Raw genomic sequence first — 23,773 nt, 5'->3', positions numbered from 1 at the left:
TCGGTTTTCGTGAAAATCATGTCAGTGGTGGGCGCTCGGCCCCAGTTTGTGAAGCTCGCCCCCATTGCGCACGCCTGTGCCCGCGCGGGCGTGGAGCACGTGGTGGTGCACACCGGTCAGCACTACGACCCGATGCTCTCGGATGTGTTTTTCGAGGACCTGCGCATCCCGCCGCCGGACGAGCACCTGGGGGTGGGTTCCGGTTCGCACGGCGTGCAGACCGGGGCGATGCTGGCGGCGATGGATGAGGTGATCTTGAAGCACCGCCCGGATTGGGTGCTGGTGTACGGGGACACGAACTCCACGCTGGCTGCGGCGTTGTCTGCGGTGAAGCTGCACTTCCCGGTGGCGCACCTGGAGGCGGGCCTGCGTTCCTTTAACCGGGAGATGCCGGAGGAGATCAACCGCGTGGTGACGGATCACTGCGCGGACCTGCTGCTGGCGCCGACGGACGTGGCGCTGGCGCACCTGACGACCGAGGGCTTGGCGGAGCGCACCGTGGTGGTGGGCGACGTGATGACGGACGTGTGCCTGGCTACCCGCGACGCCGTGGCCGGTAAGCCCTCCCCCATCATGGAGGAGCTGGGGCTGCCCGAGGGCGGCTACTACCTGGCCACGATCCACCGCCCGGCCAACACGGACTCTAGGGAGCAGTTGGAGGCTGTGCTGGACTCGTTGGGCGCGGTGGACGCCCCGGTGGTGATCCTGGCCCATCCGCGCCTGGTGGCGAAGGCCGCCGAGCACGGTATCGAGATTTCGCGCGGGAACCTAGTGGCACACCCGCCGCTGGCCTACCCCGACTTGGTTGCTTCCGCGCTGCACGCGCGCGGCGTGATCACCGATTCCGGCGGCCTGCAGAAGGAGGCCTTCTTGCTGCGCACTCCTTGCACGACGGTCCGCCCGCAGACGGAGTGGGTGGAGACGGTCGAGCTGGGCTGGAACGTGCTGGCAGAGCCCGGCCCGGCGCTGGTGGCCGCAGCGCAGCGCCCGCGCCCGGCCGACACGCAGGAGGCCCCCTACGGTGACGGCGCCGCCGCCGACCGCGTGGTGGCGGTGCTGCAGGAGCGCTGCCGCGCCTGAGCGGAGGGTGCTGGATGGCGGGGGCGGGGCCGGACGGTCCCGCCCCCGCCTGCTGTGCGCGGCTTTCCCGGCTCCTCACGGATGAAGGCGGGGACGGTGGCGGGTGGTGGCGCGTTGCCCCCGAACGTACAAGCGTGCGGTCGGGGTACATACGACCGCTTCGTGCCACGGCACCAAGCGGTCGTATGTACCCCGTTGCAACATTTGCGAGGCCGGGCTGAGTTGGCCGCGTCCCCTCTTTCGCCGCGTGCACGCGGCAAGCTCCGCCAGGCCCGCTAGCGTTGAGCGGGCCCGCTAGCGTTGAGCGGGCCCGCTAGCGTTGGGCGGCCCACTGCGACCGGCACAGCAGATCGCTTCGGTCCTATCCGCCACCGGGCGGGGGCCGCCACCGGCCAGGGGTCTTGCGCAAACGATTGAGCCTTTCTTGCAGCTCTTAAGCCTTTGCTGCTCCTCTTGCGCCTTTGTGCGACCTATCGAGGCGTTAATCGTCCCCGTAGCGCCACAAGAGGTACAAGAAAGCCATGACCGCTACAACAAAGGCGAAACAGGAACCACAAAGGCTCAACCGGTTGCGCAACAACCACCGGCCCGGCAAGCGCCGGCCAAGAGCCCTGCGGCCCGGCAAGCGCCGGCCAGGAGCCCCGCAGCCCGTTCCTGCGCGCTGGACATCCTGGCGGGCTCCCTCACGCGCCGGCCAAGAGCCCTGCGGCCCGGCACGCGCCGCCCAGGAGCCTGCGGCCCGCTCCCCTATTTGCTCCCGAGCAGGCGCTCGCGCATGACGTCCACCAGCTGGCCGGTGTACTGGCGCTGTAGGTGGTCGTAGTCGTAGTAGATCAGCACCCCGCCCACGGCCTGGTAGCAGCTCTTGGCGTCGCAGAAGGCGTCGGTGAGGTCCACCAGGTTGACGCTCGGGTGGTCTGCCTGCGCCACTGCCGCGTTGAGCGGCCGGGCCGGGATGGCCACGTCCCGAGGCGCGGCGCAGACCTGCGGGTCGTCCTGGTTGACGGCGGCGCACTCCACCTGGCGCACGGCCCCGTTGAGGGGGCTGTCTGCGATCACGCTGACCTGGGCGCCGCGCTCGGCCCACTGCGTGAAGATCGGGGCCAGGCCGTCGGCGTACTGCTGCTCCTGGCTGTTGCCGGTGCCGTCGTTGACGGCCCAGCGCACCGCGAAGGTGGTGTAGATGATCCGGTCGGGGTGGGCCTGCTCCAGGTGCGCCAGCACGGCGCGCTGGGTCTGGGCGCACTGCTCTTCGAGCTGAGCGTCTCCCATCTCCAGGGGCAGGTTGCCGATCGCGCAGCCGCCCTTGAAAACCAGGTAAAGGTCCCAGCCTTCCTCGCGGGCGATCTCGTTGATGACGTGCTGCCACTGCTGGGCGTGGGAGTCCCCCACCAGGTAGACGCGCTGGGCCCCGCTCGCCCCGCCGGAGTGCTTGCAGCTGAGCACGCGCGGCATTCCCCCGCTGGCGGGGCTTTCTTCCGCGCAGCCGGCGGGGACGGCGTAGTACTGGGCGCTGTCGCTCAGGAAGGGCTTGAACAGGGGCGCGTTGATCTGCTCCCCGCAGGCCGGCTCCAGCAGGGCGCGCGGGCCCGCGCACGCCCCAGTGAGGAACTCCTGCTCGGCGGCCTCGAATCGCTCCTTGGCGGCATTGGCGTGGGCGATGAGCGCCCAGCTGGCGGCCACGGCCGCGGCCACCGCCACTGCCATGACGCTCAGCACGCGCCCCGGTGCCCAGCCGATCCGCTGCCCGGGGTCCTCGATCCAGCGCTTGGTGAGCGCGGCCAGCAGGATGGTGAGGGCCAGGATCCCCAGTTTTTCCGGGTAGCGCGGGGCGTAGCGCAGCGCGAAGGGGGCCAGCACGATCAGGGGCCAGTGCCACAGGTAGATGGAGTATGAGGCGTCCCCCAGGAACTGGATGGGGCGCAGCGAGGTCACTGCGCCGAGCGCGGGCAGTTCTCCGCCGCTGCCGAGCGCGATGAGGGCGGCGGTGGCGGTCACGGGTGCCAGCGCCCACCAGCCCGGGAAGGGCTGGGCGGGGGTGAGCAGGAAGGCGGTGGCCAGCAGGGCCAGCCAGGCCACCGCCGCGCCGAGCGCCGCCAGGCGCCTGGCTCGCTGCCCGGCCAGCGCGCGGGTGAGGCGGGGCAGGGCCACGGCCACGCCCGCGCCGGCGGCGAATTCCCAGAACCGCACCGGGGTGAAGAAGTAGGCCTGGCGCAGGTGGGCACCGGTGAACCACAGGTTGAACAGGAAGAAGCCCGCGCCGAATGCGCCGAGCGCCCAGCCCAATCGCGCCCGGTTGAGGCGCCGCCCCGCGAGCGCGAAGAAGGCGAGCATGAGGGCCGGCCAGAGCAGGTAGAACTGCTCCTCTACGGAGAGGGACCAGTAGTGCTGCACTACGGAGGCGCCCTGACCTTGGGCGTGGTAGTCCACGGCGTCCCGGGCCAGCAGCAGGTTGTGCACGTAGGCACTGGCTGCGGCGATCTCGCGGAAGTTGCCCTCCCACCGGTCCCAGGGCATGAAGGCGGCCACGCCGGCACCGGCGGCGGCGATGACGGTGAAGGCGGCGGGCAGGAGGCGCTTGACGCGACGGGCGTAGAAGCGCACCAGTCGGATCCGCCCGGTGGCGTCCAGTTCCTTGAGGAGGTGGGAGGTGATGAGGAAGCCGGAGATGACGAAGAAGACGTCCACGCCCACGAATCCGCCCGGGAGGAACTCGGGCCACAGGTGCACCCCTACGACGATCAGCACCGCGAACGCGCGCAGCGCCTGGATGTCGGGGCGAAATCCCTGTCGGCGCCGAGGGGCGGTGTGGGCGTTGGTTTGCACCGGCTCAGCTTACGCGTCGCGTCAGGGCAGCCTGGCTGCGGCCTCTAGGATGTCCGCCACCGCGCGGCCCACCGCGGCCGTGGAGCGGTGGCGCGCCACCCACTGGTGGCGGTATTCCTGGGCGGCCTGAGCGCTCGCGGACGCCGCTTCTTCGCTCTGCGGGGTGGCCGACGTCGCCGCCTTGCCCCGTCCTCCCCTGCAACCGCCCGGTGTCGGCCCCGTGCCCGGCCCGCCGTTCGGCTCGCCAGCCTGCCCTGTGGCCGTACCGCCGCACGATTCTCCCGCCGCCTCCGCGCCCAGGTGCTCCATCGCGGCGGCCACGGCGGCAACGTCGTAGGCAACGGCCTGCCCCAACAGGGGGTCGGTCAGGTCGGCCCGGACGGGTCCCACGCCGGCGTAGAGGACCGGCACGCCGCTGGCCAGGGCGGAGAGGACCTTGGTGGGGTAGGCGAAGTCATAGCCCTGCCCGGGCACTATCGAGACCAGCGCGCCGCTGGCGCCGGCCTGCCACTTGGCGGCCTTGGCGGGGCTGAGCTGGCCTAGCAGCACCACGCGCGGGGCGCCGCCGGGCAGCGGGGGCAGTTGCGCGGCCAGCTCCTCCAGGAGCGGCCAGGCGCTGCCCTGCCCCAGGTAGACCAGCTGGACCTCGCGGTTGAGCAGGGCGGCGGCGCGCACAAAGACGTCCGCGCCCTGCCATTCCGAGGCGGTGCCGGCGTAGACCAGGTAGGGGCCCACCACGCCGGCCGCCGCCAGCTCGGCCCGGCCCGGGCCGTCCTGGTGGGGGGTGAAGATGGCGGTGTCCACGCCGTTGGGCACCACGCTGACCGCCCGCGCGCCCAGCTGCGTGACCCGCTGCGCCACCCCGCCGGTCACGGCCACCACGTGGGCCGCGCCGCGCAGGGCGAAGCGCTCCAGGGCACGCACCACGGCCACCACGGGACGCGGGGCGCCGGCGGTGGCGGCGGCGTCGGACCACACGTCGGCGGCGTACCAGACGTAGGGGCGGCCCAGCAGGCCGGCCAGCACGCGCATGACGGCGCCGGTGGTGGGGGGTGGCTCCACCAGGAAGGCGCCCGGGCGGCGCCGGCTCAGCACGCGCGCCAGCAGGGGCAGGTCGAAGGACAGGTAGGGCAGGTAGCCGCGCAGCTGCCCGTCGGCGGCGCGCAGCACCGGCCACCGCGACACCTCCACCGCGCCGGGGGTGGGGGCCACGGCACGGCCCGGCGCCAGGGCAGGGCCCGATACCACGGCACGGCCCGGCGCCACGGCAGCGCCCGATACCACGGCAGGGCCCGGCACTCCGGCAATGCCCTGCACTCCGGCAATGCCCTGCACTCCGGCAGGGCCCGCCGCCGCGCTCGGACCAGACGCCGCGCTAGGGTCAGCCGCCGCGCCCGCCCCCGGGACCGCGTCTGAGCGCGGGGGGCGGGAGGTGAGCACGCGCACCCGGTGGCCGCGCGCGCTCAGCTCGGCCTCCACCGCCGCCAGGCGCAGGCAGGCCGCCGCTGGCTCGGGGGCGTAGATGCGTGAAACGAGCGTGAAAGAGCGCCGCCGCTCCGCGCCGCGCCCCGGCAGTTGACCGGTGCCGTCGGCAGGCCCAGGCGTCCGCGCGCCGCTGCCCTGGTCGCTCACGTCGTCCCCTCCCCGCCCCGTGCCGGGGGCGCGTCCGCTCTCCGTCAGCGCCTCCCCGCTAGCGGGCGGCGACTTCCAGTACCTTCGCGGCCGCCAGGCGGCCCACGGAGCGCAGCGAGGCGTTCTCACGCACCCAGGCCACGCGCTGCGCCTTGCACTCGTCGGCGGTGCTCAGCAGGTCAACCATCGCGGCGGCCACGGCGGCAACGTCGTACTCCACCACGGGCCCCAGCAGGTGGGCCGGCCAGCGCTCCTCGTGCTTCTCCCCCACCCGCAGCACGCGCGTACCGCAGGCGCCGGCCGCAAACGCCTTGGAGGGCATGGCGAAGCTGTAGTCGCCCGGCGCGATGGAGGCCAGGGCGGCCGTGGCGCCGCGCATCAGCTCGCTGATTCGGTCCGGGCTGACGTGCCCGTTGATCTCCCAGGACTGTGCCGGCAGCTTCTCCAGCTCGGCGCGGATGGCGGGAAACTCCTCGCCCTGCCCGTAGAACACCAGGCGGGCGGTGGGGAACTGCTCCAGCACGCGCGCAAACGCCTTGGCAAAGATCACCGCGCCCTGCAGGTTCCCGGCCGTGCCGGCGTAGAGGAAGGTGGGGGCGTCAAACTGCTCCACCGGGCCGTCGGGGGTGAACTGGTCGGTGTCCACGCCGTTCCACACCAGCTCGGGGTGGCCGCCGCGCTCGGTGACGCTCTGCGCGATCTGCGGGGCCACGGCCAGGGTGCGGGCCGCGCCGGCCAGCACCCGGCGCTCCACCCAGCCGATCACCTTCTCCGCGATCGGCGGGTAGCCGCCGGCGCGGGCGGCCTCCTCCCACAGGTCGGCCGCGTAGTAGACGTAGGGGATGCGCCGCAGCTTGCAGGCGGCGCGCACCATGAAGCCGGTGGTGGGCGGCAGCTCACTGACCACCACGTCCGCTCGCTTAGCGAACAGCAGGCGCCAGAACAGCGGCAGATCGAAGCTGAAGTAGGGCAGGAAGCCCTGGATGTAGCCGTTCTTGTCGCGCAGCACGGGCGCGCGGGACACGCCGCGCTCGTCGCACTCGGCCCCGGCCAGCTTGGCCGGGCGGGCGGCGGTCAGCACGCGCACCTTCGCCCCGGCCTCCAGCAGCGCGCGGCGCAGGGCGGACAGGCGGAAGGCGGCGGCGGCGGGCTCGGGCGCCCAGATCCGGGAGGCGATGACTACGCGGGGAGACTGGCTCATTCCACTAACCCTAATCGCTCCCAAACGCGGGTGTGGGCCGGGGCCGGCGGCCCCGGCCCACACAGACCGGCGTCTAGAACCTCACCATCTCGCCGTTGGAGGCCACCATCGCGTCGATCACGTCCAGGGTGTGCACGGCCTCGGCCATCGTGACCACGTTGCTGGGGTCGCCGTTGATGGCGTCGCGGAAGCCCTCCTGCTCCACCAGCAGCGGCTCGCGCTTGGGGATGGCGTAGCGGATCACGTCCCCCTCGGTCACCCCCCGGAACTGGGCCACCTGGTCCCACTCGGTGCGGATCGTGCCGTTGGCGTAGAAGGTCAGGTCCCCCAGGGCCGTGTCCGCCACGAAGGCACCGCGCTCACCGATCGCCACGGTGATGCGCTCCTTCAGCGGGGAGAGCCAGTTGACGGTGTGGTTGACGATCACGCCGCTCTCCAGGCGGCCGGTGGCCACCACCATGTCCTCGTGCTCGCGGCCGGAGCGGAAGGTCGTCTGCGCGCTGATCGACTCATAGCGCGAGCCGGCCAGCCAGGCGGTCAGGTCCACGTCGTGGGTGGCCAGGTCCTTGACCACGCCCACGTCCGCGATGCGGGCCGGGAAAGGGCCCTGGCGGCGCGTGGTGATCTGGTAGAGCTCCCCCAGCTCGCCCGCGGCGATACGGCGGCGCATCTCCCGCAGCGCCGGGTTGCAGCGCTCCACGTAACCGACGGCGCCCACCAGGCCGGCCTCGGCGAAGGCGGCGGCCACGCGGCGGCCCGCCTCAGCGGAGTGCGCAATCGGCTTCTCCACCATCGTGTGCACGCCCGCCTCGGCCAGCTTCAACGCCACCGGCTCGTGGTAGATGGTCGGCACGGCCACCATGGCGGCATCCAGCCCTGCCTCGATCAGCGCCTCCACGTTGGGAAGCACCTCCAGGTCACCGGCCACGCCGAACTTGTCGCCGAACTCGTCGGCAACCGCCACCAGCTCAAAGCCCTCGGTGGCGCGGATGACGCGGGCGTGGTGACGCCCCATCGAGCCCAGGCCGATCAGGCCAACGCGAATCGCCATCACGCACCAGCCTTAACGACCGTGTTCACGGACGTGACGATGCGCTCCAGGTGCTCCTGCGTCAGCGAGGGGTGCACCGGCAGCGAGATCACCTGGGCGGCGGCCTGCTCGGTCACCGGCAGCTCCAGGCCCGGGGCGTAGGGGGCCAGGGACTCCAGGCGGTGGTTCGGGATCGGGTAGTAGACCCCGGAGCCCACCTGGTGCTCCTCACGCAGGGCGGTAACGATGCGGTCGCGCTCGGCGGCACCGGCCTCCACGCGGATCGTGTACTGGTGGTAGACGTGCACTGCACCATCGGCCACCGGCGGGGTAACGACCCCCTCCAGGTTGGCGTTCAGGAACGCGGCGTTCTCCTGGCGCTGCTTGGTCCAGGCGTCCACCTTGGTCAGCTGCACGCGGCCGATGGCGGCGTGGATGTCAGTCATGCGGTTGTTCAGGCCCACCAGCTCGTTGGCGTACTGGCGCTCCATGCCCTGGTTGCGCAGCAGGCGCACGCGGCGGGCCACCTCGCCGTCGACGCAAGAGACCATGCCGCCCTCGCCGGAGGTCATGTTCTTGGTCGGGTAGAGGGAGAACATGGCGAACGTGCCGAACGCACCCACCGGGGTGCCGTGCAGGGAGGCGCCGTGCGCCTGGGCGGCGTCCTCGAAGATCATCAGGCCGTGCTCCTCGGCGATCTTGCGCAGCTCGTCCATGTTGGCGGGGTGACCGTACAAGTGCACCGGCATGATCGCCTTGGTGCGCGGGGTGATGGCCGCGCGCACGGAGTCGGGGTCAAGGCAGAAGTAGTCCAGCTCGATGTCCGCGAACACCGGGGTGGCACCCGTCAGGGCCACGGAGTTGCCGGTGGCGGCGAAGGTGAAGGAGGGCACAATCACCTCGTCGCCCGCGCCGATGCCGGCGGCCAGCAGGCCCAGGTGCAGGCCGGAGGTGCCGGAGTTGACCGCCACGCACTCGCGGCCGGGCACGAAGTGGGCAGAGAACTCCTCCTCGAAGGCCTTTACCTGCGGACCCTGCGCCACCATGCCGGAGCGCAGCACCGCGTCTACGGCCGCGCGCTCCTCATCGCCGATGATGGGCTTAGCTGCCGGGATGAACTCGATAGACATTCACTTGACCTTTCGAATGGAGGAGCCGGTCTCCTCGTAGACAGAGCCGGAGGCGGGGCAGAGCCAGCGACCCGGCTCTCCCTCGACGGGGGTCAGGCGGGCACCGGCGTGCCCCACCCACCCGATCTGCTTGGCGGGAACGCCCGCCACGAGCGCGAAAGGCGCCACGTCCTTGGTGACCACGGCGCCGGCGGCCACGGTGGCCCACGCGCCGATCGTCACGGGGGCCACGCACACCGCGCGGGCGCCGATGGCGGCGCCCTCCTCGATGGTCACGCCCACCGGCTCCCAGTCGTGCGCCGACTTGATGGAGCCGTCCTCGTTGACCGCGCGCGGATAGTGGTCGTTGGTGAGCACCACCGCCGGGCCGATGAACACGCCCGGGCCCAGCTTGGCCGGCTCATAAACCAGGGCGTAGTTCTGCACCTTGCAGTTGTCGCCCATCTCCACGCCGGTGCCGATATAGGCGCCGCGGCCTACGATGCAGTTCTTGCCCAGGCGGGCATCCTCACGGACCTGCGCCAGGTGCCAAATCGAGGATCCCTCCCCGATCTGGGCGGCGGGAGAGACGTCGGCGCTGTCAACAATTCGCGGTTCGGCCACGGTGTTCCTTCCGTTTACTGGGCACAGTCTAGCCACCACAATGGCGGGATGTATCGAGGCACACCCCGCGTTGGTGGCGCGCCTTGCCGCCTTCGCCTGGGATACTCGTTTCCATGTCCGTGACTACTCCGGTGACCGATACGTGGCTACTGATCCCGCTTTACAACGAGGCGGCGGTCATTGGCGACGTCATCACTGAGGCCCGCAAGGTCTTCCCGAACATCATCTGCGTGGACGACGGCTCTAAGGACGCCTCCGCCAAGATCGCCGAGCGGGCTGGCGCCGTGGTGATCTACCACCCGATCAACCTGGGCCAGGGGGCGGCGCTGCAGACGGGGCTGGAGTTCTTCCACACGCGCACGGACGGCAAGTACTGCATCACCTTCGACGCCGACGGCCAGCACCGCGTGGAGGACGCCCTCCACATGGTCAAGACTGCGCGCGACGGCGACCTGGACATCGTGTTCGGTTCGCGTTTTCGCGGCACGAAGGTGGAGGCGAACTGGCTGAAGTCCATCGTGTTGCAGGCCACGGCGCGCGTGTCCAACCGCAAGACGGGCCTGAAGCTGACCGATTCCCACAACGGCCTGCGCCTGCTGAGCCACGAGGCCGCCGGCCGGGTGCACCTGATGCACAACCGGATGGCGCACGCCTCTGAGATCGTGCACCAGCTGGCGGACTCCAAGCTGCCGTGGGCTGAGGTCCCGGTTCACATTCGTTACACCGACTATTCGCGCTCCAAGGGGCAGTCGATGCTCAACAGCATCAACATCCTCGTGGAACTGCTGTTTTCCTAGGGAGGGGCGCAATGTACGGCACTCAACAGATCATCATCAAGGCGATCCTGGTAGTCATCTTGACCTTCATTTCGTTGAAGGTGATTCGCACGCGCTCCCAGCGCAGCGAGGCCCTGCGTCGCATCGGCATCGTCTTGTTCATCATCGGTGCGTTCGTGTCGATTTTCTGGCCGCGCACCCTTTCGCTGATCGCCAACAAGGCCGGCGTGGGCCGCGGCACCGACCTGCTGCTCTACCTGCTTATCGTGGCCTTCCTGGCCAGCCTGGCTAACCAGTACCGCCGCGCCCAGGTGCTGGAGCGGCAGCTGACGAAGCTGGCCCGCCAGATCGCGTTGAGCGATTCGCCGCGTTTCGTGCAGTCCAAGACTGGCAAGGCGGGCCTGGTGCAGGCTGGGTTGATTGCCGGCCCGCTTCCCCCCGACGTGGCGGGGATGGACGACGCTGCCGCCGACTGCCCCCATGCCGCGCCCGTCTCCGGTCCGCCTCCCTCCGGCGCGCCCGCGCCCAGCTCTCTGCCAGGAAAGGGTGCTGCAATGGGCGAGGTCGGATCGGAGGATACGGATAAGTGAGCAAGCGTTACGAGTCTCGCCACGCGCTCGTCAAGCGCAGGAAGCGGCGGATTTTTGGCCCTGCCTTCTTCTCTGTGCTGGTCTTTCTTGTCTCCGGCGTGCTGTTCGCGCTCAACGACCTCAACCGCGCGGAGATCGTGGACATATCTGACCTCTTGGAGCCGAACCGCCCGTCGTTCTCCCCTCCGCAGGGGGAGCCAAACGGCCCTGGTGACGTTTTTCGGGGCACGGGGTTGAACATCCTGGTGATCGGTTCGGATCACCGCACCGCAGAGCAGGCGGACGCCGAGGAAGTGGTGGGCATGCGTGGCGACACCACGATGCTGATGCACATCGCTGCAGACCGTTCCCGCGTGGAGGTGGTCTCCATTCCGCGTGACACGCTGGTGGAGATTCCCAAGTGCAAGTTCTTCGACGGCACCTCCACCGACCCCCAGGACGGGCAGTTTAACGCGGCCTTCGCCATCGGTGGACAGAACAACAACCCTGCCGAGGCGGCCGCCTGCACCCTGGTCACGGTGGAGAACATGTCCGATGTTCTGGTCAACGAGTGGATGGTGATCGAGTTCGATTCCTTCCGCACCATCGTTGACTCTCTGGGCGGGATCCCGATGTGCTTCTCGGAACGGCTGCGGGACAAGCGCGCGGACCTGTCGATCGAGCCGGGTTGCCAACGTCTGAACGGCACGCAGGCGCTCAGCTACTCGCGGGCCCGCTACGCGCTGGGGGACGGCTCCGATCTCTCCCGCATCGGCCGCCAGCAGCAACTGGTCGGCGCGATCGCGGAGCAGGCGCTCAGTTCCAACCTGCTGACCGACCTGCCCAAGCTCTACAACTTCCTGGGCGCCTCCCTAGAGGCGCTGACCTCCTCCGAGATCGGGGAGCTGACCCGCCTGGCGGGGCTGGCGCAGTCCCTGGCCGGGGTGGACCGAGACAAGATCCGGTTCGTGACGCTGCCGGTGGAGCTGGTGGCGGGCGGGGCGCGCGTGGTGCCCACCGCCGACGCCGAGCTGGTGTGGGACGCGATCCGCGCCGACCAGCCCATCCCCGACTTCGTGGGTGGCACCACCGCCACCGGCGCCCCGTGGCCCACCGGTCTGGCGGGGGCTTCACAGACCCCGGACGACTCGGCCAGCCCCGAGGGCAGCGCCGAGGAGGGCACTACCGAGGAGGGCTCCGGTGAGTAATCCTCCGTCCTTTCCCCCGCGCAGGCGGCCCAACCCCGGCCAGTACGCGCCCGGGAGCGCGGGCTTCCCGGCGCAGGGGAGCCAGCCCCAGAGCGGGGCTCGGCGCGTGCCGCCTGCGGCGCCCCGCGCCGCCGGGTCTGGCGGCCAGCCCGGGCCGGGCGCTCGCCCCGCCCAGGCGGGGCAGTACCCGCGCGGCGGCCAGCCCGCGCCCTCCTCTCAATCCACCCCCGCATCCCAGCCTGCGCGCCTGCCCGGCTTCCTCGCTGCGGGGGCTTCTTCTTCCGCCTCTCCTGCTTCCGCAGGCACCGGGCAGGCGGCCCGCCCCGGCATGCCGCGCTCGATCCCGCCGCGCCGCCGTTCCATCACGGGCGCAACCGCGCGGGGCGGCCAGGGCGGCAACGTCGGCCACCAGGAGGCCGCCGCGAACGCGGGTTACGGCCCGCAGGGCGGCCAGGACGGTTACGGCCCACAGGGCACGTCCGTCTACCCGGTCTCCCCCGCGCGGCAGGCTTCGCGCGCCAGGCCCCCGCGCCCGCAAGAGGGCGCCCAGGCAGCCATGCCGCCGTCCTACGCACCCGGTTCCGGCGCTGCCCGCGCGGGCTACGGCTCCTGGCCGGGCGGGGGCGGTGCCACCAGCCAGTACGGCGGCTCCTCCTACGGGGGCGGGGCGCAGTACGGCGCACAGCACGGCGGCTCTCACGGGTCTTACGGCGGCCCGGCTCAAGCCTCTTCGCCTGCTGGCGCAGGCTCCTCGTTCGGCGGCGGGCAGCCGCCAAGACCGCCTCGCGCCGCCGGGGCTCGCCCGCGCATGCGCTTTGGCCGCATGGTGCTGCTGTTCCTGCTGGTGTTCGCGCTGATCACCGGTGGCTGGGTACTGCTGCTGCTGGGCCGCGTCAACGGCTCGCTCAACCGCACCTCCGCGCTCACCGGGGCTGCCGACACCCCCGGGCGCACCTACCTGCTGGCCGGCTCCGACGAGCGCGGGGCGGACACCTTCCAGGACGGCACGGAGGGCAAGCGCACCGACTCCCTCATGCTGCTGCACGTGGCGGAGAACGGACAGACCTCGCTGACCTCCCTGCCCCGCGACACCTACGTGGAGATCCCCGACTGGGGCTGGGACCGCATCAACGCCGCCTACGCGGCCGGCGGCACGCGCGCGCTCGTGGCGACCGTGGAGTCGCTGTCCGGCCTGACCGTGGACCACTACGTGGAGATCGGCATGGGCGGCCTGGCCGGGGTGGTGGACGCGATCGGCGGGGTGGACCTCTGCTACGACGCCGACGTCAACGACCCCGAGAGCGAAATGGTGTGGAGCGCCGGCTGCCACCACGTGGACGGGCGCCAGGCCCTGGCGTTCGCGCGCATGCGCAAGGCCGACCCCCAGGGGGACATCGGCCGGGCGCTGCGTCAGCGCCAGCTGTTGGCCGCGATCTCCAAGCAGGCCCTGTCTGCGGACCTGGCCTCGCCGTTCCACCAGTGGGACATCGCCAAGCAGATTCCCGCCGCGCTCACCGTGGATGAGGAGATGGGCGCGCTGGACCTGGCTCGCTTCGCCCTGGACTTCAAGAACACCCAATCCGGTGGCCTGACGGGCGCCCCGCCGATCGCGGACCCGGCCTGGGTGACCGACTCCGGCGCCTGGGTGGTGCTGCTCGAGGAGGAGGGCTACGCCACCACCTTCTTCCGGGACCTGCGCGACGGCAAGCTCACCCCGCAGTCCTTCAACCAGGCCGAGTAGGCCGGGGCGGCGGCGGGCGGTGGCCGGCCCCGACGGCCAGCCCGAAGTCTCCGCGCTCGGCTAGACGTTCGCCCGTTCAACTCGACGTTCGCCCGTTCAACTCGACGTTCGCGCGTTCAACTCGACGTAAGTACCCCTGCGAACGTCTAGATTCGACCGCCTTCGTCGAGTTCAAGATGCTTTCGTCGAGATTCGCGCCCGCCAAGTGCTCAGTCACGCGGTGCCGCTAGGCGCCCCACCGCGTAGCCCGGCCCTGCGGCCCGCCCGCAGACAAGCATGGGGGTGGCGGGGCAACTGCCCCACCACCCCCAACAGCAGCGGTCTCGAGAACGCCCAGGCCCACCCCGGGCCTACGCCCCCCTTAGACGTCGATGCGGCGATCCCCGGCCTGCCAGGCGGACCACGCGGAGGCCACGATCTCGGTCAGGCCGTGCTCGGCCTTCCAGCCCAGGTCCTGGCCGATGCGCGCGGCGTCGCCGATCAGCTGCGGCGGGTCGCCGGCGCGGCGCTCGCAGATCTCCGGGGTGACGTCCAGCCCGGAGACCTCGCCGATCGTGTCGATAACCTCACGCACGGAGGAACCGGCGCCCGTGCCCACGTTGAAAACGTGGTGCTCCAGCGGAGCCTCGCCGCCCAGCGCGTCGAGGGCCGCGATGTGCGCCTTGGCCAGGTCCAGCACGTGGATGTAGTCGCGGATGCAGGTGCCGTCCGGGGTCGGGTAGTCGGTGCCGAAGATCTTGGGCTTCTGCCCCTGGGCCAGGCGGTCCAGCACCATCGGGATCAGGTTCAAGGTGGCCGGGTCGCCCAGGTCGTCCCAGCCGGAGCCGGCCACGTTGAAGTAGCGCAGGCCGGCCCAGTTCAGGCCCCAGGCGCGCTCGGAGTTGGCCATCATCCACTCGCCGATCAGCTTGGTCTCGCCGTAGGGGTTGATGGGGCTCTTGACGATGTCCTCGCTGACCACCTCAACCGGCGGCATGCCGTAGACGGCGGCGGAGGAGGAGAAGATCATCTGCTTGACCTCTGCGGCCTCCATGGCCTCGAGCAGGTTGGCCATGCCGCCGATGTTCTGCTGGTAGTACCAGGTCGGCTTGGCGACGGACTCGCCCACCTGCTTGCGGGCGGCGAAGTGGATGACGGCGGTAACGCCGCCCTCGCGCATCACGCCCTCGAGCACGCCGGGTGCCTCCGGGGCGGCCAGGTCCAGCTCCACCAGCTTGGCGCTCCCGATGCGGGAGGCCTTGCCGTAGCTGAGGTCGTCAACGACGATCACCTCCTCGCCACGCTCCAGCAACAGACGGACAACGTGGGCGCCAATGTATCCGGCGCCGCCAGTGACGAGGATGCTCATGTGAGAAAGCCTAGTTGCTAGCCGCGCAGGGCTGCTACCTCCGCTCGCAGGGACTCGCCCTTGCGGTGGGCAACTTCCCGCAGTTCGTCCTGGAACTGGGCCATCCGTCCCGCAATCCCCTCATCGAAGGCGCCCAGCATGCGCGCGGCCAGCAGGCCGGCGTTGCGGGCTCCGCCAATCGAGACGGTGGCGACCGGTACCCCGGCGGGCATCTGGACGATGGAGAGCAGGGAGTCCATGCCGTCCAGGGTCTTGAGGGGCACGGGCACGCCGATTACGGGCAGGGTGGTGACGGAGGCGAGCATGCCGGGCAGGTGGGCCGCCCCGCCGGCCCCGGCGATGATGACCTTCAGGCCCCGGGCGGCTGCCTGCTGCCCGTAGGCGATCATCTCGGTGGGCATGCGGTGGGCGCTGACGACGTCGGCCTCGAAGTCGATCCCGAACTCGGTGAGCGCCAGCGCGGCCTCGCGCATGACGTTCCAGTCGGAGTCGGATCCCATGACGATTCCTACCTGGGCCATTGCTACTTCCTTCCCATGATGAGGTTTGCGGCCGCGCGCGCGGCCTGGAGCGCCTGCGCCAGGTCGCTCCCGGTCGCGTTGACGTGCCCCAGCTTGCGGCCGGGGCGCACTTCCTTGCCGTAGAGGTGGACCTTGGCCTGCGGGTAGCTCTCCCACACCTGCGCTAGGTGGCTGGCCGGGTCGGGCACGTCGCTGCCGAGAATGTTGACCATGACGCTCACCGGCGCGGTCATCTCGGTGGGCCCGAGCGGCAGGTCCAGGGTGGCGCGGATGTGCTGTTCGAACTGGCTGGTGGCGCACCCGTCGATGGTCCAGTGCCCGGAGTTGTGGGGGCGCATGGCGAGCTCGTTGACCAGCAGGCGCTGCCCGGCCTGGAACATCTCCACGGCCAGGACTCCGGTGACTCCGAGCTCGGTGGCGATCTGGCGGGCGATCTCCTCGCCCTGCTGCGCCAGCTCCTCGCTCAGCTCGGGGGCCGGCGCGATCACGGTGTCGCACACGCCGCCCACCTGCTGGGTCTCCACCACGGGCCAAGCGACGCACTGGCCGCTGGGGCGCCGCGCCACCAGGGCGGCCAGCTCGCGCTGGAAGTCCACCTTTTCCTCCAGCAGCACTCCCCCGCAGGCGGGGTCGTTGACCCAGGCCTCGATCTGGGCGTAGCTGGAGACGATGGCCACGCCCTTGCCGTCGTAGCCGCCCACGGCGGTCTTGGCGACCACCTCGCCGCCGCCCACGCTGGCCCAGAAGCGCTCGAAGTCGGCCGGGCCGGTCACCTGCGCCCACCGGGGGCAGGGCACGCCGATCTCGGTGAGTTTCCTGCGCATCTCCAGCTTGTTGCGGGCGTATAGCAGCGCCTCCTGGGCGGGCCTGGCCTCCACCCCGGCCGCCGCGAACAGGGAGGGCGGGATGTGTTCGTGTTCGAAGGTGACGGCGTCGGCGCCAGCACACACGGCCTGAACGGCAGCGTCATCCTTCGGCATGCCGACTATCGAATCGGGGATTGCCCTGCCGGCGCTCCCGTCGGCGGCCTCGACTAGGACCTGCAGTTTCACGCCTAGCGCCGTGGCCGGGGCGTGCATCATGCGGGCGAGCTGCCCGCCTCCAATAACGGCGAGAGTAGGCATGGTGGAAGCCTACCCGGCTCGGTGGCCTAGACTTGCGCGGGTGACTAACACCGCGAAGCAGCACAGTGACTCCCAGCGCCGCGCCACGTGGACTCGTCGACTCTTTGAGGTCGGCAAGTTTGGCATCGTGGGTGGTATCGCGTTCGTGGTCGACGTCGGCCTTTTCAACCTGCTGTCGCAATTCAGCTTCTCGCCGTTTATCGGCCAGTCGGTGCGCGCCAAGATTCTTTCCGCCGCCGTGGCCACCGTGGTGTCGTGGGTCCTGAACGCCGCCTGGACGTTCTCTGCGCAGAAGACCACGAAGAACAAGTTCCGCGAATTCATGGAGTTCGCGATCATCAACATCATCGGCATCGGGATCGCGGCTGCGTGTCTCTACATCAGCCGCTACGTGCTGGGTTACACCTCGACGCTGGCGGACAACATTTCCGGTAACGGCGTCGGCCTGGTGCTGGGCATGATTTTCCGCTTCCTGGCCTACAAGTTCATCGTGTTTGCCCCGTCGAAGTCCGCGCAGGAGCGCAAGCGGGCCCTGGCCGGCGAGTGACGTGGGCTTGCCGCCCCTAGCGGCGCTCTAGGCGGGGACGACGTTCCGCTCGTTTTCCGCCAACACGCCAGGCCGCCCCCAGTTGGGGGATTTGGGCAGGGACGACGTTCCGCCCGCGCCCAGCTTCCTATCGGCGCCGTCTGCGCGCCACCGAGACCAGGGCGCCGCGCGGCATGACGACGTCGGGGTCCAGGGCCTTGGGCACGGTGTTGAGGTAGACGGAGAAGACGGGAGGGCGGCGCTGGCTTAGCTCCAGTCGCCCGCCGTCTGCGGCGATCAGGTCTCGGGCCACGGCCAGGCCGATGCCGGTGCCGCCCCGGAAGGAGACGTGCTTGTCGAAGATGCGGTCGGCCTCGTCGTCGGCCACGCCCTGCCCCTCGTCGGTGACGTCGATGTAGAGGCCGCGCTGGGAGGAGGCCCGGCGGGTGGAGACGGTGGTGGTGCCCGCGCCGTACTTCAACGAGTTTTCCACCAGGGTGGCGATGGCCTGGCCGATCGTGCCCGGGGAGGCGAGCACGGGCAGTGCCAGCTCGTCGGAGAACTTCAACTCCCGGCCGGCGGCCGCGAAGGGCCCGCCCCACTCCCGTTCCTGCTGCTCGAACACGTCGCTGAGGTGGATGGCCTCGGTGGTGCCGCCGGCCTTCTGCCGCGAGGTGGCCAGCAGCTCGCTGACCACGCCGGTGAGGCGCTCTACCTGTTCCAGGCAGAGCCTGGCCTCCTCCTGCACCTCGGGCTCGGTGGAGACCAGCTCGATCTCCTCTAGCCGCATCGACAGGGCAGTCAGGGGGGTGCGCAGTTGGTGGGAGGCGTCCGCAGCGAACTGGCGTTCGGCAGCGATTCGGCCGGCCACGCGCTCGGCGGAACGCACCAGCTCGGCCTGGACCAGGTCGATCTCCTCGATGCCGGATGTGCGCAGCTGAGGGCGGACCTGGCCGGAGCCGATCTGTTCGGCCTCTGCGGCCAGGTAGATGAGGGGGGCGGATATCTTGCGGGCCTGCCGCAACGCCACCGCCAGCCCAACCACGAAGGCGGTGGCGATTCCCAGCCCCACCAGGCCGATCACCTTCAGCGCCCCGGGAAGGGGGGAGGTGGCGGCGATGGACATGCCCACGGTCGCCCCGTTGGGGGTGCGGTGGGTGCGGGTGATCAGGGGCGCGTCGATGCGCACGGTCGACTCGACGCGATACCCGCTGGGCATGAGCACGTAGGACTCCGCCAGCGTGGTGGTCTCGCCGCCCGCCCTCAGGTCGAGCATCTCCGGGTCCACGTCCCGGCCCGCGTCGATGGAGCGAGACACCACCAGCGCCAGGCTCTCCACGCGCACGTCGAGCTCAGCGATCTCGCTGCGCCAGGACTGCATCACGCCGAGCACGGCCGCAGGGATCCCCAGGATCAGCACCGCCACCAGGACCGCGGTGACGGTCATGCGGATCGCGCGGCGCCGCACCTCAGTTCACGCGGCCGGAGGTTTCGAACCGGAAGCCCAGTCCGCGCACCGTGGTGATGTAGTGGGGGTTGGCGGCGTCGTCGCCCAGCTTGCGGCGCAGCCAGGAGACGTGCATGTCCAGGGTCTTGGTGGAGCCGGTCGGGTCGGAGCCCCACACCTCGCGCATGATCTCGTCGCGCTCGATGACGGCACCGGCGTCACGCACCAGGACCCGCAGGAGCTCGAACTCCTTGGCGGTCAGGTGCAGCTCGCGGTTGCCCTGGAAGGCGCGGTGTGCGGCCACGTCGACGCGGACGTCCTGGGCCTTCAGTTCGTCCTCGTCGGTGATGTCCCCGCCCACGCGGCGCAGCAGCGCCCGGACGCGGGCCAGGAGCTCCGCCAGGCGGAAGGGCTTGGTGACGTAGTCGTCGGCGCCCGCGTCCAGGCCCACCACCATGTCCACTTCGTCGGTGCGGGCGGTGAGAATCAGGATCGGCACCGTGGATCCCTGGGAGCGCAGGTGGCGCGCCACGTCCAGGCCGTCCATGTCCGGCAGTCCCAGGTCCAAAACCACCAGGTCAACACCGGCGGAGTTCTCGATCGCTCCACGGCCAGTTCCGTGGGGGCGAACCTCATACCCCTCTCGGCCCAGCGCGCGGGCAAGGGGCTCGGCAATAGCGGGGTCGTCTTCAACCAGGAGTACGGTAGTCACGCGGTCAGCTTACGCCAAAGGTTGACAAAGCGCTCCCAAAGGGCGGCCGCGATATGGACTTTAGCCCTATTGGGTGCGGCCCCTTTAGCCGCGCTTGAGATCGACTAGCACGGTGGGCCCGATTCCGCGCAGATCGACCTCCCCGATCTGGTCCAACCGGTAACTCCCGGGGGCGCATTTGGTTGCGATGGCAGCCGCTGTGCCGGAGTCGGTGAGCAGCTGGCCGGGCTGGGACTCGTTGACCAGACGGGAGGCCAGGTTGACGGTGGGCCCAAAGACGTCGCCGAACCGGGAGACCACCCCGCCTTCCACCACGGAGGCACGCACGGGCAGCAGGTTCGGGGTGGCGGCCAGGCGCTCGGCGAGGGTGACTGCCACCTCGGTGCCGGTCTGCAGGTCGTCGGCGATGAAGAGGACGGCGTCCCCGATCGTCTTGACCACGCGCCCGCCCAGTTCGGAGATGACGTCTCTTACCACTCCCTCGAACTTGGAGATCAGCTCGGCTAGGGCGGCGGAGCCGATGCGCGCAGAGTGGCGGGAGAAGCCGGCCATGTCCACGAACCCGAGGGTGCGCTGCAGCGGGTAGGACATTTCGTCGGCCTCCGCCAGGCCTGCCTGGGCGTAGTCGGCGTCCATGCGGGTGAGCAGGGCGAGCATCTGGCGGCGCCAGGTGTAGACCAGTTGTTCCTCGAACGCGGCCAGGAAGTCCTCGAGCCGGTCCAGGGCGACGATCCTGGCGGTGGTGTCGTCCAGTCCTTCGCGCCGAATGACGTCGTCCACGTAGGCCTCTACCTGCCAGAGCGCCAACCGGTCGGTGGTCTGTGAAGCGCGCAGTAGCGTGCGGGCGGTCTCGGCATCCACTTTGCCCGTGGAGATCAGGGAGCGGTAGGTGCGAAGCGCGTGGACGTCCTGGAGACCGAACTGGGGGGTTTCGGTGTGGGAGACCACCTGCCCGATCCCGCGCCAGAACTCCTCGGCCTGCTCCCGGGTGGCACCCGCCGCCCGGGCGAACTCCGACATGGTCAGCGGGGTCTCGCCCACTAGCTTTTGGGCGTAGCGCTCGATGGTGAGGGCGGGCTGCTTGCCCGGAGCGCCCTGCTCCGGGTTCGATCCGGCGCCGGAATTGGCGCAGGAGCACCGGTGCGGCTGAGGCTCAGGCAGCTGAGGGGTCACCCCACTCATCGCCGCGCTGTTGCCTGCCTCACTATTCACTAGCCCTACGCTACTCCTACAGGGCGATTCCCGTCACCTTCTGCCGCCCCTACCGCCCTGCGGGTGGCCGTGGATGCACGACGCTCAGCCGCACCGCACCGAGACGTCGCCCGCCACCACCTCCTTTAGCCCGTCTCGCGTCGCCACCAGCAGGGCGCCGCTCTCGGCGATGCCGGTGGCGGTGCCGGCCAGGTCGGCCGGGCCCGGCTCGCCGGAGGCCGCCAGGGTCACCTGCACCCGGTGCCCGACGGTGGCGCACCTGTCTTGGTAGCGTTCGCGCACCTCGCGGGCCGGCAGCGCGAGAGTTGCGGGCAGGTGATGCAGGATGCGCCTGGCCAGCTCGGCCGGCTCCTGCCGGGAGAGCCGTTCCAGCTGGTGGTCACCCAGCGCGCGCGCCGCCCCGGCGGCACTCATAGCCCAGGCGGCCGGGGCTCCCTGCTCGCTTCCCTCCCCGCCAGCCTCCTGCCCGGGCGGGGCACCACCGCCCTGCGGGGCCTGGGGCGCAAACGGGGCCAGGTTTATCCCGATTCCCGCCAGCACCACGTCTCCTGCTGCCCCTGGCCCGGTCCCGGCGCCACCAGTCCCATCCTCAACCTCGCCGCCCGGCCCGGCGCCGGCGCCCCCGGCGCCGCCGGCCAGCGCATCCCCGGCGCCGCTTCCGGCGGGCGCCTGGTTCACCTCGCAGAGGATGCCGCCCAGCTTGCGCAGCGCGCCCCACCCGGGCAGGTGCCCAACTAGCCCATGGCCCGCCTCGCGTTCCCGAGGCGCGCCCCCGCCCGGCAGCGATTCGGCGTCGCTGAGGACGGGCAGCGTCACCACGATGTCGTTGGGCCACTTCAACTCCAGCGCCTCACAGCCGCAGGCATCCAGCACCGCCAGGGCCACGCGCAGCGGCACCAGCCCAGGCTCCCCGCCCGTTCCTGGCCACTGCCCCGAGGCGGCACAAGGTGCGGGCAACACCACCGTCAGGGCCAGGCTGCCCGGCGCCAGCGCCCACTGCCGCCCGCGCCTGCCCCTGCCCGCGCTCTGCCTGCGGGTCAGCACCCCGCCCCACAGGGGCAGGTGCCCGGCACGGTAGAGCGCCAGGGCAAGCTCCTGCGTGGATGCGCATTCCTCTACCTCCACCAGCACCGGTTCGCTCATGCCTCCACCATATGCACGACCACCAACATTTCGTGCCGGCGCCTGGGGGCGGCGGGCGGAGCGTCGTCCCCCGGGCCGCTTTAGAGGAAAGCTCCAAAGGCGGCGCGGCAGGAGGCAACGTCGTCATTACTGAAATTAGGCGCCGGGCCGGTTACGGTGGACGGGTGACTGAAGGAACCCACCTCTCCCCGGCGCAGCAGCTGGACGCGCGCGCCGCCGCCATCGCCGCCCACGAGCGCAGCGCGGCCACCAAGCAGCACGCCAAGGGCCGCCGCAGCGCCCGCGAGCGCGTCGAGGCCCTGCTGGACGAGGGCAGCTTTGTGGAGCTGGACGCGTTCGTGGAGCACAACTGCCACGACTTCGGCATGGACGCCAAGACCCTGCCGGGCGACGGCGTGATCACGGGCTACGGCACGATCGACGGGCGCAGGGTGTGCGTCTATTCGCAGGACTTCACGGCGTTTGGCGGCTCGCTGGGCGAGGCGCACGGGCAGAAGATCACCAAGGTGATGGACCTGGCGGTGCGCACGGGCGTGCCGATGATCGGCCTGAACGACGGCGGTGGCGCCCGCATCCAGGAGGGAATCGGCGCCCTGACGCAGTTCGCGGAGATCTTCCGTCGCAACGTGGCGGCCTCCGGCGTGATCCCGCAGATCTCGGTGATCCTGGGGCCGTGCGCGGGCGGGGCGGTCTACTCCCCGGCGCTGACGGACTTCACGGTGATGGTGGAGGGCACCTCCCAGATGTTCATCACTGGCCCGGAGGTGATCCGGGCGGTCACCGGCGAGGACGTGGGTCTGGAGGAGCTGGGCGGGGCACGCGCCCACGCCCAACGCAGCGGCGTGGCCCACTACGCCGCCCACGACGAGGACGACGCCTTCGAGTACGTGCGCGAGCTGCTGTCCTACCTGCCGGAGAACACGCTGAGCGAGCCGCCGCTGACTCAGCCGGAGGAGCCGGGCGAGGTGGACTTGGACAGCCTGGTGCCGGCCTCCTCCAACCAGCCCTACGACATGACCGAGGTGCTGGAGGCGATCGCGGACGGCGGCTCCTTCCTGGAGGTAATGCCGGCCTACGCGGGCAACGTGATCACGGCTTTCGCGCGCGTGGACGGCCGCAGCGTGGGCATCGTGGCCAACCAGCCGATGGTGATGGCCGGCGCGCTGGACATCGCGGCTTCTGAGAAGGCGGCGCGCTTTGTGCGCCTGTGCGACGCGTTCAACCTGCCGGTGCTGACCTTCGTTGACGTGCCGGGCTTCCTGCCGGGCACCTCCCAGGAGTGGGACGGCATCATTCGCCGTGGCGCGAAGCTGATCTACGCCTACGCGGAGGCCACCGTTCCGCTCATCACCACGATCACGCGCAAGGCCTACGGTGGCGCCTACATCGTGATGGGGTCTAAGAAGCTGGGGGCTGACATCAACCTGGCTTGGCCCACGGCGCAGGTGGCGGTGATGGGGGCCTCCGGTGCGGTGAACATCCTGCACCGCCGCGAGTTGGCTTCGTTTTCTGCCGACGACGCTGCCGCCCGCCGCTCCGAGCTGATCGAGGCCTACGAGGAGAAGCTGGTTTCCCCGTGGGAGGCTGCCCGGCGTGGGTTCGTGGACGCGGTGATCAAGCCGAGCCAGACGCGCGCCCAGCTGGTGGCGGCGCTGCGGGCGCTGGAGACCAAGCGCGTGGCCTCCCCGGTGCGCCGGCACGGGAACATTCCGCTGTGAACGCGCTGCGGGTGGTGCGTGGGGCGCCGAGCGAGGCGGAGCTGGCGGCGGTGGTCGCCTCCATCACGGCCTTGCAGGCGGCGGTGGACGACGCTCCACCGGCGGACGCCTCGGTGCGCCCGTCGGCGTGGAGCGACCGGGACCGCGTCACTCGCGGGGCGGGTGGACTGACCGGCGCGCGGGGTTGGCGGTTGACCGACCGCTGACGGGGCTGGTGGGCGCGCGG

21 protein-coding genes are annotated in these 23,773 nt (G+C 70.7%); 8 read left to right on the top strand and 13 right to left on the bottom strand.

The window, feature by feature from the left end; translation table 11 throughout:
* Window positions 1-9 precede the first annotated feature (9 nt).
* Window positions 10-1,080, top strand: coding sequence for a non-hydrolyzing UDP-N-acetylglucosamine 2-epimerase (gene wecB / locus ABYF38_RS07080; RefSeq protein WP_371151686.1), 1,071 nt, complete (start codon window positions 10-12; stop codon window positions 1,078-1,080).
* Between the two features lie 747 nt (window positions 1,081-1,827).
* On the opposite strand, the gene ABYF38_RS07075 is transcribed toward wecB, so the two are convergent.
* From ABYF38_RS07075 to ABYF38_RS07050, 6 genes are all read right to left on the bottom strand, one after another.
* Window positions 1,828-3,906, bottom strand: a complete 2,079-nt coding sequence (locus ABYF38_RS07075) for an acyltransferase family protein (protein ID WP_371151685.1) — start codon at window positions 3,904-3,906, stop codon at window positions 1,828-1,830.
* A gap of 21 nt (window positions 3,907-3,927) precedes the next feature.
* Window positions 3,928-5,538: a glycosyltransferase gene (locus ABYF38_RS07070; protein WP_371151684.1), complete on the bottom strand. Its 1,611-nt coding sequence runs from the start codon at window positions 5,536-5,538 to the stop codon at window positions 3,928-3,930.
* A 58-nt stretch (window positions 5,539-5,596) separates the two neighbouring features.
* Entirely contained in the window at window positions 5,597-6,739 is a 1,143-nt protein-coding gene (locus ABYF38_RS07065) for a glycosyltransferase (protein WP_371151683.1), read from the bottom strand.
* A 73-nt stretch (window positions 6,740-6,812) separates the two neighbouring features.
* Window positions 6,813-7,790 carry a Gfo/Idh/MocA family protein gene (locus ABYF38_RS07060; RefSeq protein WP_371151682.1) on the bottom strand — a complete coding sequence of 326 codons (978 nt, stop codon included), beginning with the start codon at window positions 7,788-7,790 and terminating at the stop codon, window positions 6,813-6,815.
* Window positions 7,790-8,899, bottom strand: a complete 1,110-nt coding sequence (locus ABYF38_RS07055; protein ID WP_371151681.1) for a DegT/DnrJ/EryC1/StrS family aminotransferase — start codon at window positions 8,897-8,899, stop codon at window positions 7,790-7,792. Before ABYF38_RS07055 ends, ABYF38_RS07060 begins: the two co-directional genes overlap by 1 nt.
* The gene (locus tag ABYF38_RS07050) at window positions 8,900-9,502 is read right to left on the bottom strand and encodes an acyltransferase (RefSeq protein ID WP_371151680.1); all 603 of its coding nucleotides are present in this window, start codon (window positions 9,500-9,502) and stop codon (window positions 8,900-8,902) included.
* Between the two features lie 113 nt (window positions 9,503-9,615).
* Here ABYF38_RS07050 and ABYF38_RS07045 point away from each other — a divergent pair, with 113 nt between their 5' ends.
* From ABYF38_RS07045 to ABYF38_RS07030, 4 genes are read left to right on the top strand one after another with little or no spacing between them, the layout of a single operon-like run.
* Window positions 9,616-10,299 carry a glycosyltransferase family 2 protein gene (locus ABYF38_RS07045; protein ID WP_371151679.1) on the top strand — a complete coding sequence of 228 codons (684 nt, stop codon included), beginning with the start codon at window positions 9,616-9,618 and terminating at the stop codon, window positions 10,297-10,299.
* Window positions 10,300-10,310: 11 nt separating this feature from the next.
* Window positions 10,311-10,868 carry a DUF2304 domain-containing protein gene (locus tag ABYF38_RS07040; RefSeq protein ID WP_371151678.1) on the top strand — a complete coding sequence of 186 codons (558 nt, stop codon included), beginning with the start codon at window positions 10,311-10,313 and terminating at the stop codon, window positions 10,866-10,868.
* Complete coding sequence (locus ABYF38_RS07035; protein ID WP_371151677.1) at window positions 10,865-12,055, top strand: LCP family protein; 1,191 nt, start codon at window positions 10,865-10,867, stop codon at window positions 12,053-12,055. The genes ABYF38_RS07040 and ABYF38_RS07035 overlap by 4 nt, the downstream gene beginning before the upstream one ends.
* Window positions 12,048-13,796 carry an LCP family protein gene (locus ABYF38_RS07030; RefSeq protein ID WP_371151676.1) on the top strand — a complete coding sequence of 583 codons (1,749 nt, stop codon included), beginning with the start codon at window positions 12,048-12,050 and terminating at the stop codon, window positions 13,794-13,796. Before ABYF38_RS07035 ends, ABYF38_RS07030 begins: the two co-directional genes overlap by 8 nt.
* A gap of 361 nt (window positions 13,797-14,157) precedes the next feature.
* Here ABYF38_RS07030 and galE read toward each other — a convergent pair whose 3' ends face one another.
* From galE to ABYF38_RS07015, 3 genes are read right to left on the bottom strand one after another with little or no spacing between them, the layout of a single operon-like run.
* Complete coding sequence (gene galE, locus ABYF38_RS07025) at window positions 14,158-15,144, bottom strand: UDP-glucose 4-epimerase GalE (protein ID WP_371151675.1); 987 nt, start codon at window positions 15,142-15,144, stop codon at window positions 14,158-14,160.
* 17 nt (window positions 15,145-15,161) lie between these two features.
* A complete protein-coding gene (purE, locus tag ABYF38_RS07020) occupies window positions 15,162-15,665 on the bottom strand; it encodes a 5-(carboxyamino)imidazole ribonucleotide mutase (RefSeq protein ID WP_371151674.1) in 504 nt (167 codons plus the stop codon).
* 2 nt (window positions 15,666-15,667) lie between these two features.
* On the bottom strand, window positions 15,668-16,789 hold the full coding sequence (locus ABYF38_RS07015; protein ID WP_371151673.1) for a 5-(carboxyamino)imidazole ribonucleotide synthase: 1,122 nt from the start codon (window positions 16,787-16,789) through the stop codon (window positions 15,668-15,670).
* Between the two features lie 40 nt (window positions 16,790-16,829).
* Here ABYF38_RS07015 and ABYF38_RS07010 point away from each other — a divergent pair, with 40 nt between their 5' ends.
* Entirely contained in the window at window positions 16,830-17,336 is a 507-nt protein-coding gene (locus ABYF38_RS07010; protein ID WP_371151672.1) for a GtrA family protein, read from the top strand.
* A gap of 127 nt (window positions 17,337-17,463) precedes the next feature.
* On the opposite strand, the gene ABYF38_RS07005 is transcribed toward ABYF38_RS07010, so the two are convergent.
* The 4 genes from ABYF38_RS07005 to ABYF38_RS06990 all read right to left on the bottom strand — a co-directional run bounded on the left by ABYF38_RS07005 (window position 17,464) and on the right by ABYF38_RS06990 (window position 21,829).
* Window positions 17,464-18,762 carry a sensor histidine kinase gene (locus ABYF38_RS07005; protein ID WP_371151671.1) on the bottom strand — a complete coding sequence of 433 codons (1,299 nt, stop codon included), beginning with the start codon at window positions 18,760-18,762 and terminating at the stop codon, window positions 17,464-17,466.
* A 22-nt stretch (window positions 18,763-18,784) separates the two neighbouring features.
* Window positions 18,785-19,474: a response regulator transcription factor gene (locus ABYF38_RS07000; RefSeq protein ID WP_371151670.1), complete on the bottom strand. Its 690-nt coding sequence runs from the start codon at window positions 19,472-19,474 to the stop codon at window positions 18,785-18,787.
* Between the two features lie 84 nt (window positions 19,475-19,558).
* Window positions 19,559-20,686, bottom strand: coding sequence for an adenylate/guanylate cyclase domain-containing protein (locus ABYF38_RS06995; protein ID WP_371151669.1), 1,128 nt, complete (start codon window positions 20,684-20,686; stop codon window positions 19,559-19,561).
* Between the two features lie 84 nt (window positions 20,687-20,770).
* Window positions 20,771-21,829, bottom strand: a complete 1,059-nt coding sequence (locus ABYF38_RS06990; RefSeq protein ID WP_371151668.1) for a biotin--[acetyl-CoA-carboxylase] ligase — start codon at window positions 21,827-21,829, stop codon at window positions 20,771-20,773.
* A gap of 164 nt (window positions 21,830-21,993) precedes the next feature.
* On the opposite strand from ABYF38_RS06990, the gene ABYF38_RS06985 reads away from it, so the two are divergent.
* Entirely contained in the window at window positions 21,994-23,547 is a 1,554-nt protein-coding gene (locus ABYF38_RS06985; protein ID WP_371151667.1) for an acyl-CoA carboxylase subunit beta, read from the top strand.
* Window positions 23,544-23,753, top strand: a complete 210-nt coding sequence (locus tag ABYF38_RS06980) for an acyl-CoA carboxylase subunit epsilon (RefSeq protein ID WP_371151666.1) — start codon at window positions 23,544-23,546, stop codon at window positions 23,751-23,753. The genes ABYF38_RS06985 and ABYF38_RS06980 overlap by 4 nt, the downstream gene beginning before the upstream one ends.
* Window positions 23,754-23,773: the final 20 nt, after the last annotated feature.

The sequence above is a fragment of the Buchananella sp. 14KM1171 genome (assembly GCF_041380365.1).
Classification (GTDB): Bacteria; Actinomycetota; Actinomycetes; order Actinomycetales; family Actinomycetaceae; genus Buchananella; species Buchananella felis.
The sequence above is the reverse complement of the archived record's forward strand: the minus strand, read 5'-3'. Positions and strand labels throughout refer to the sequence as shown.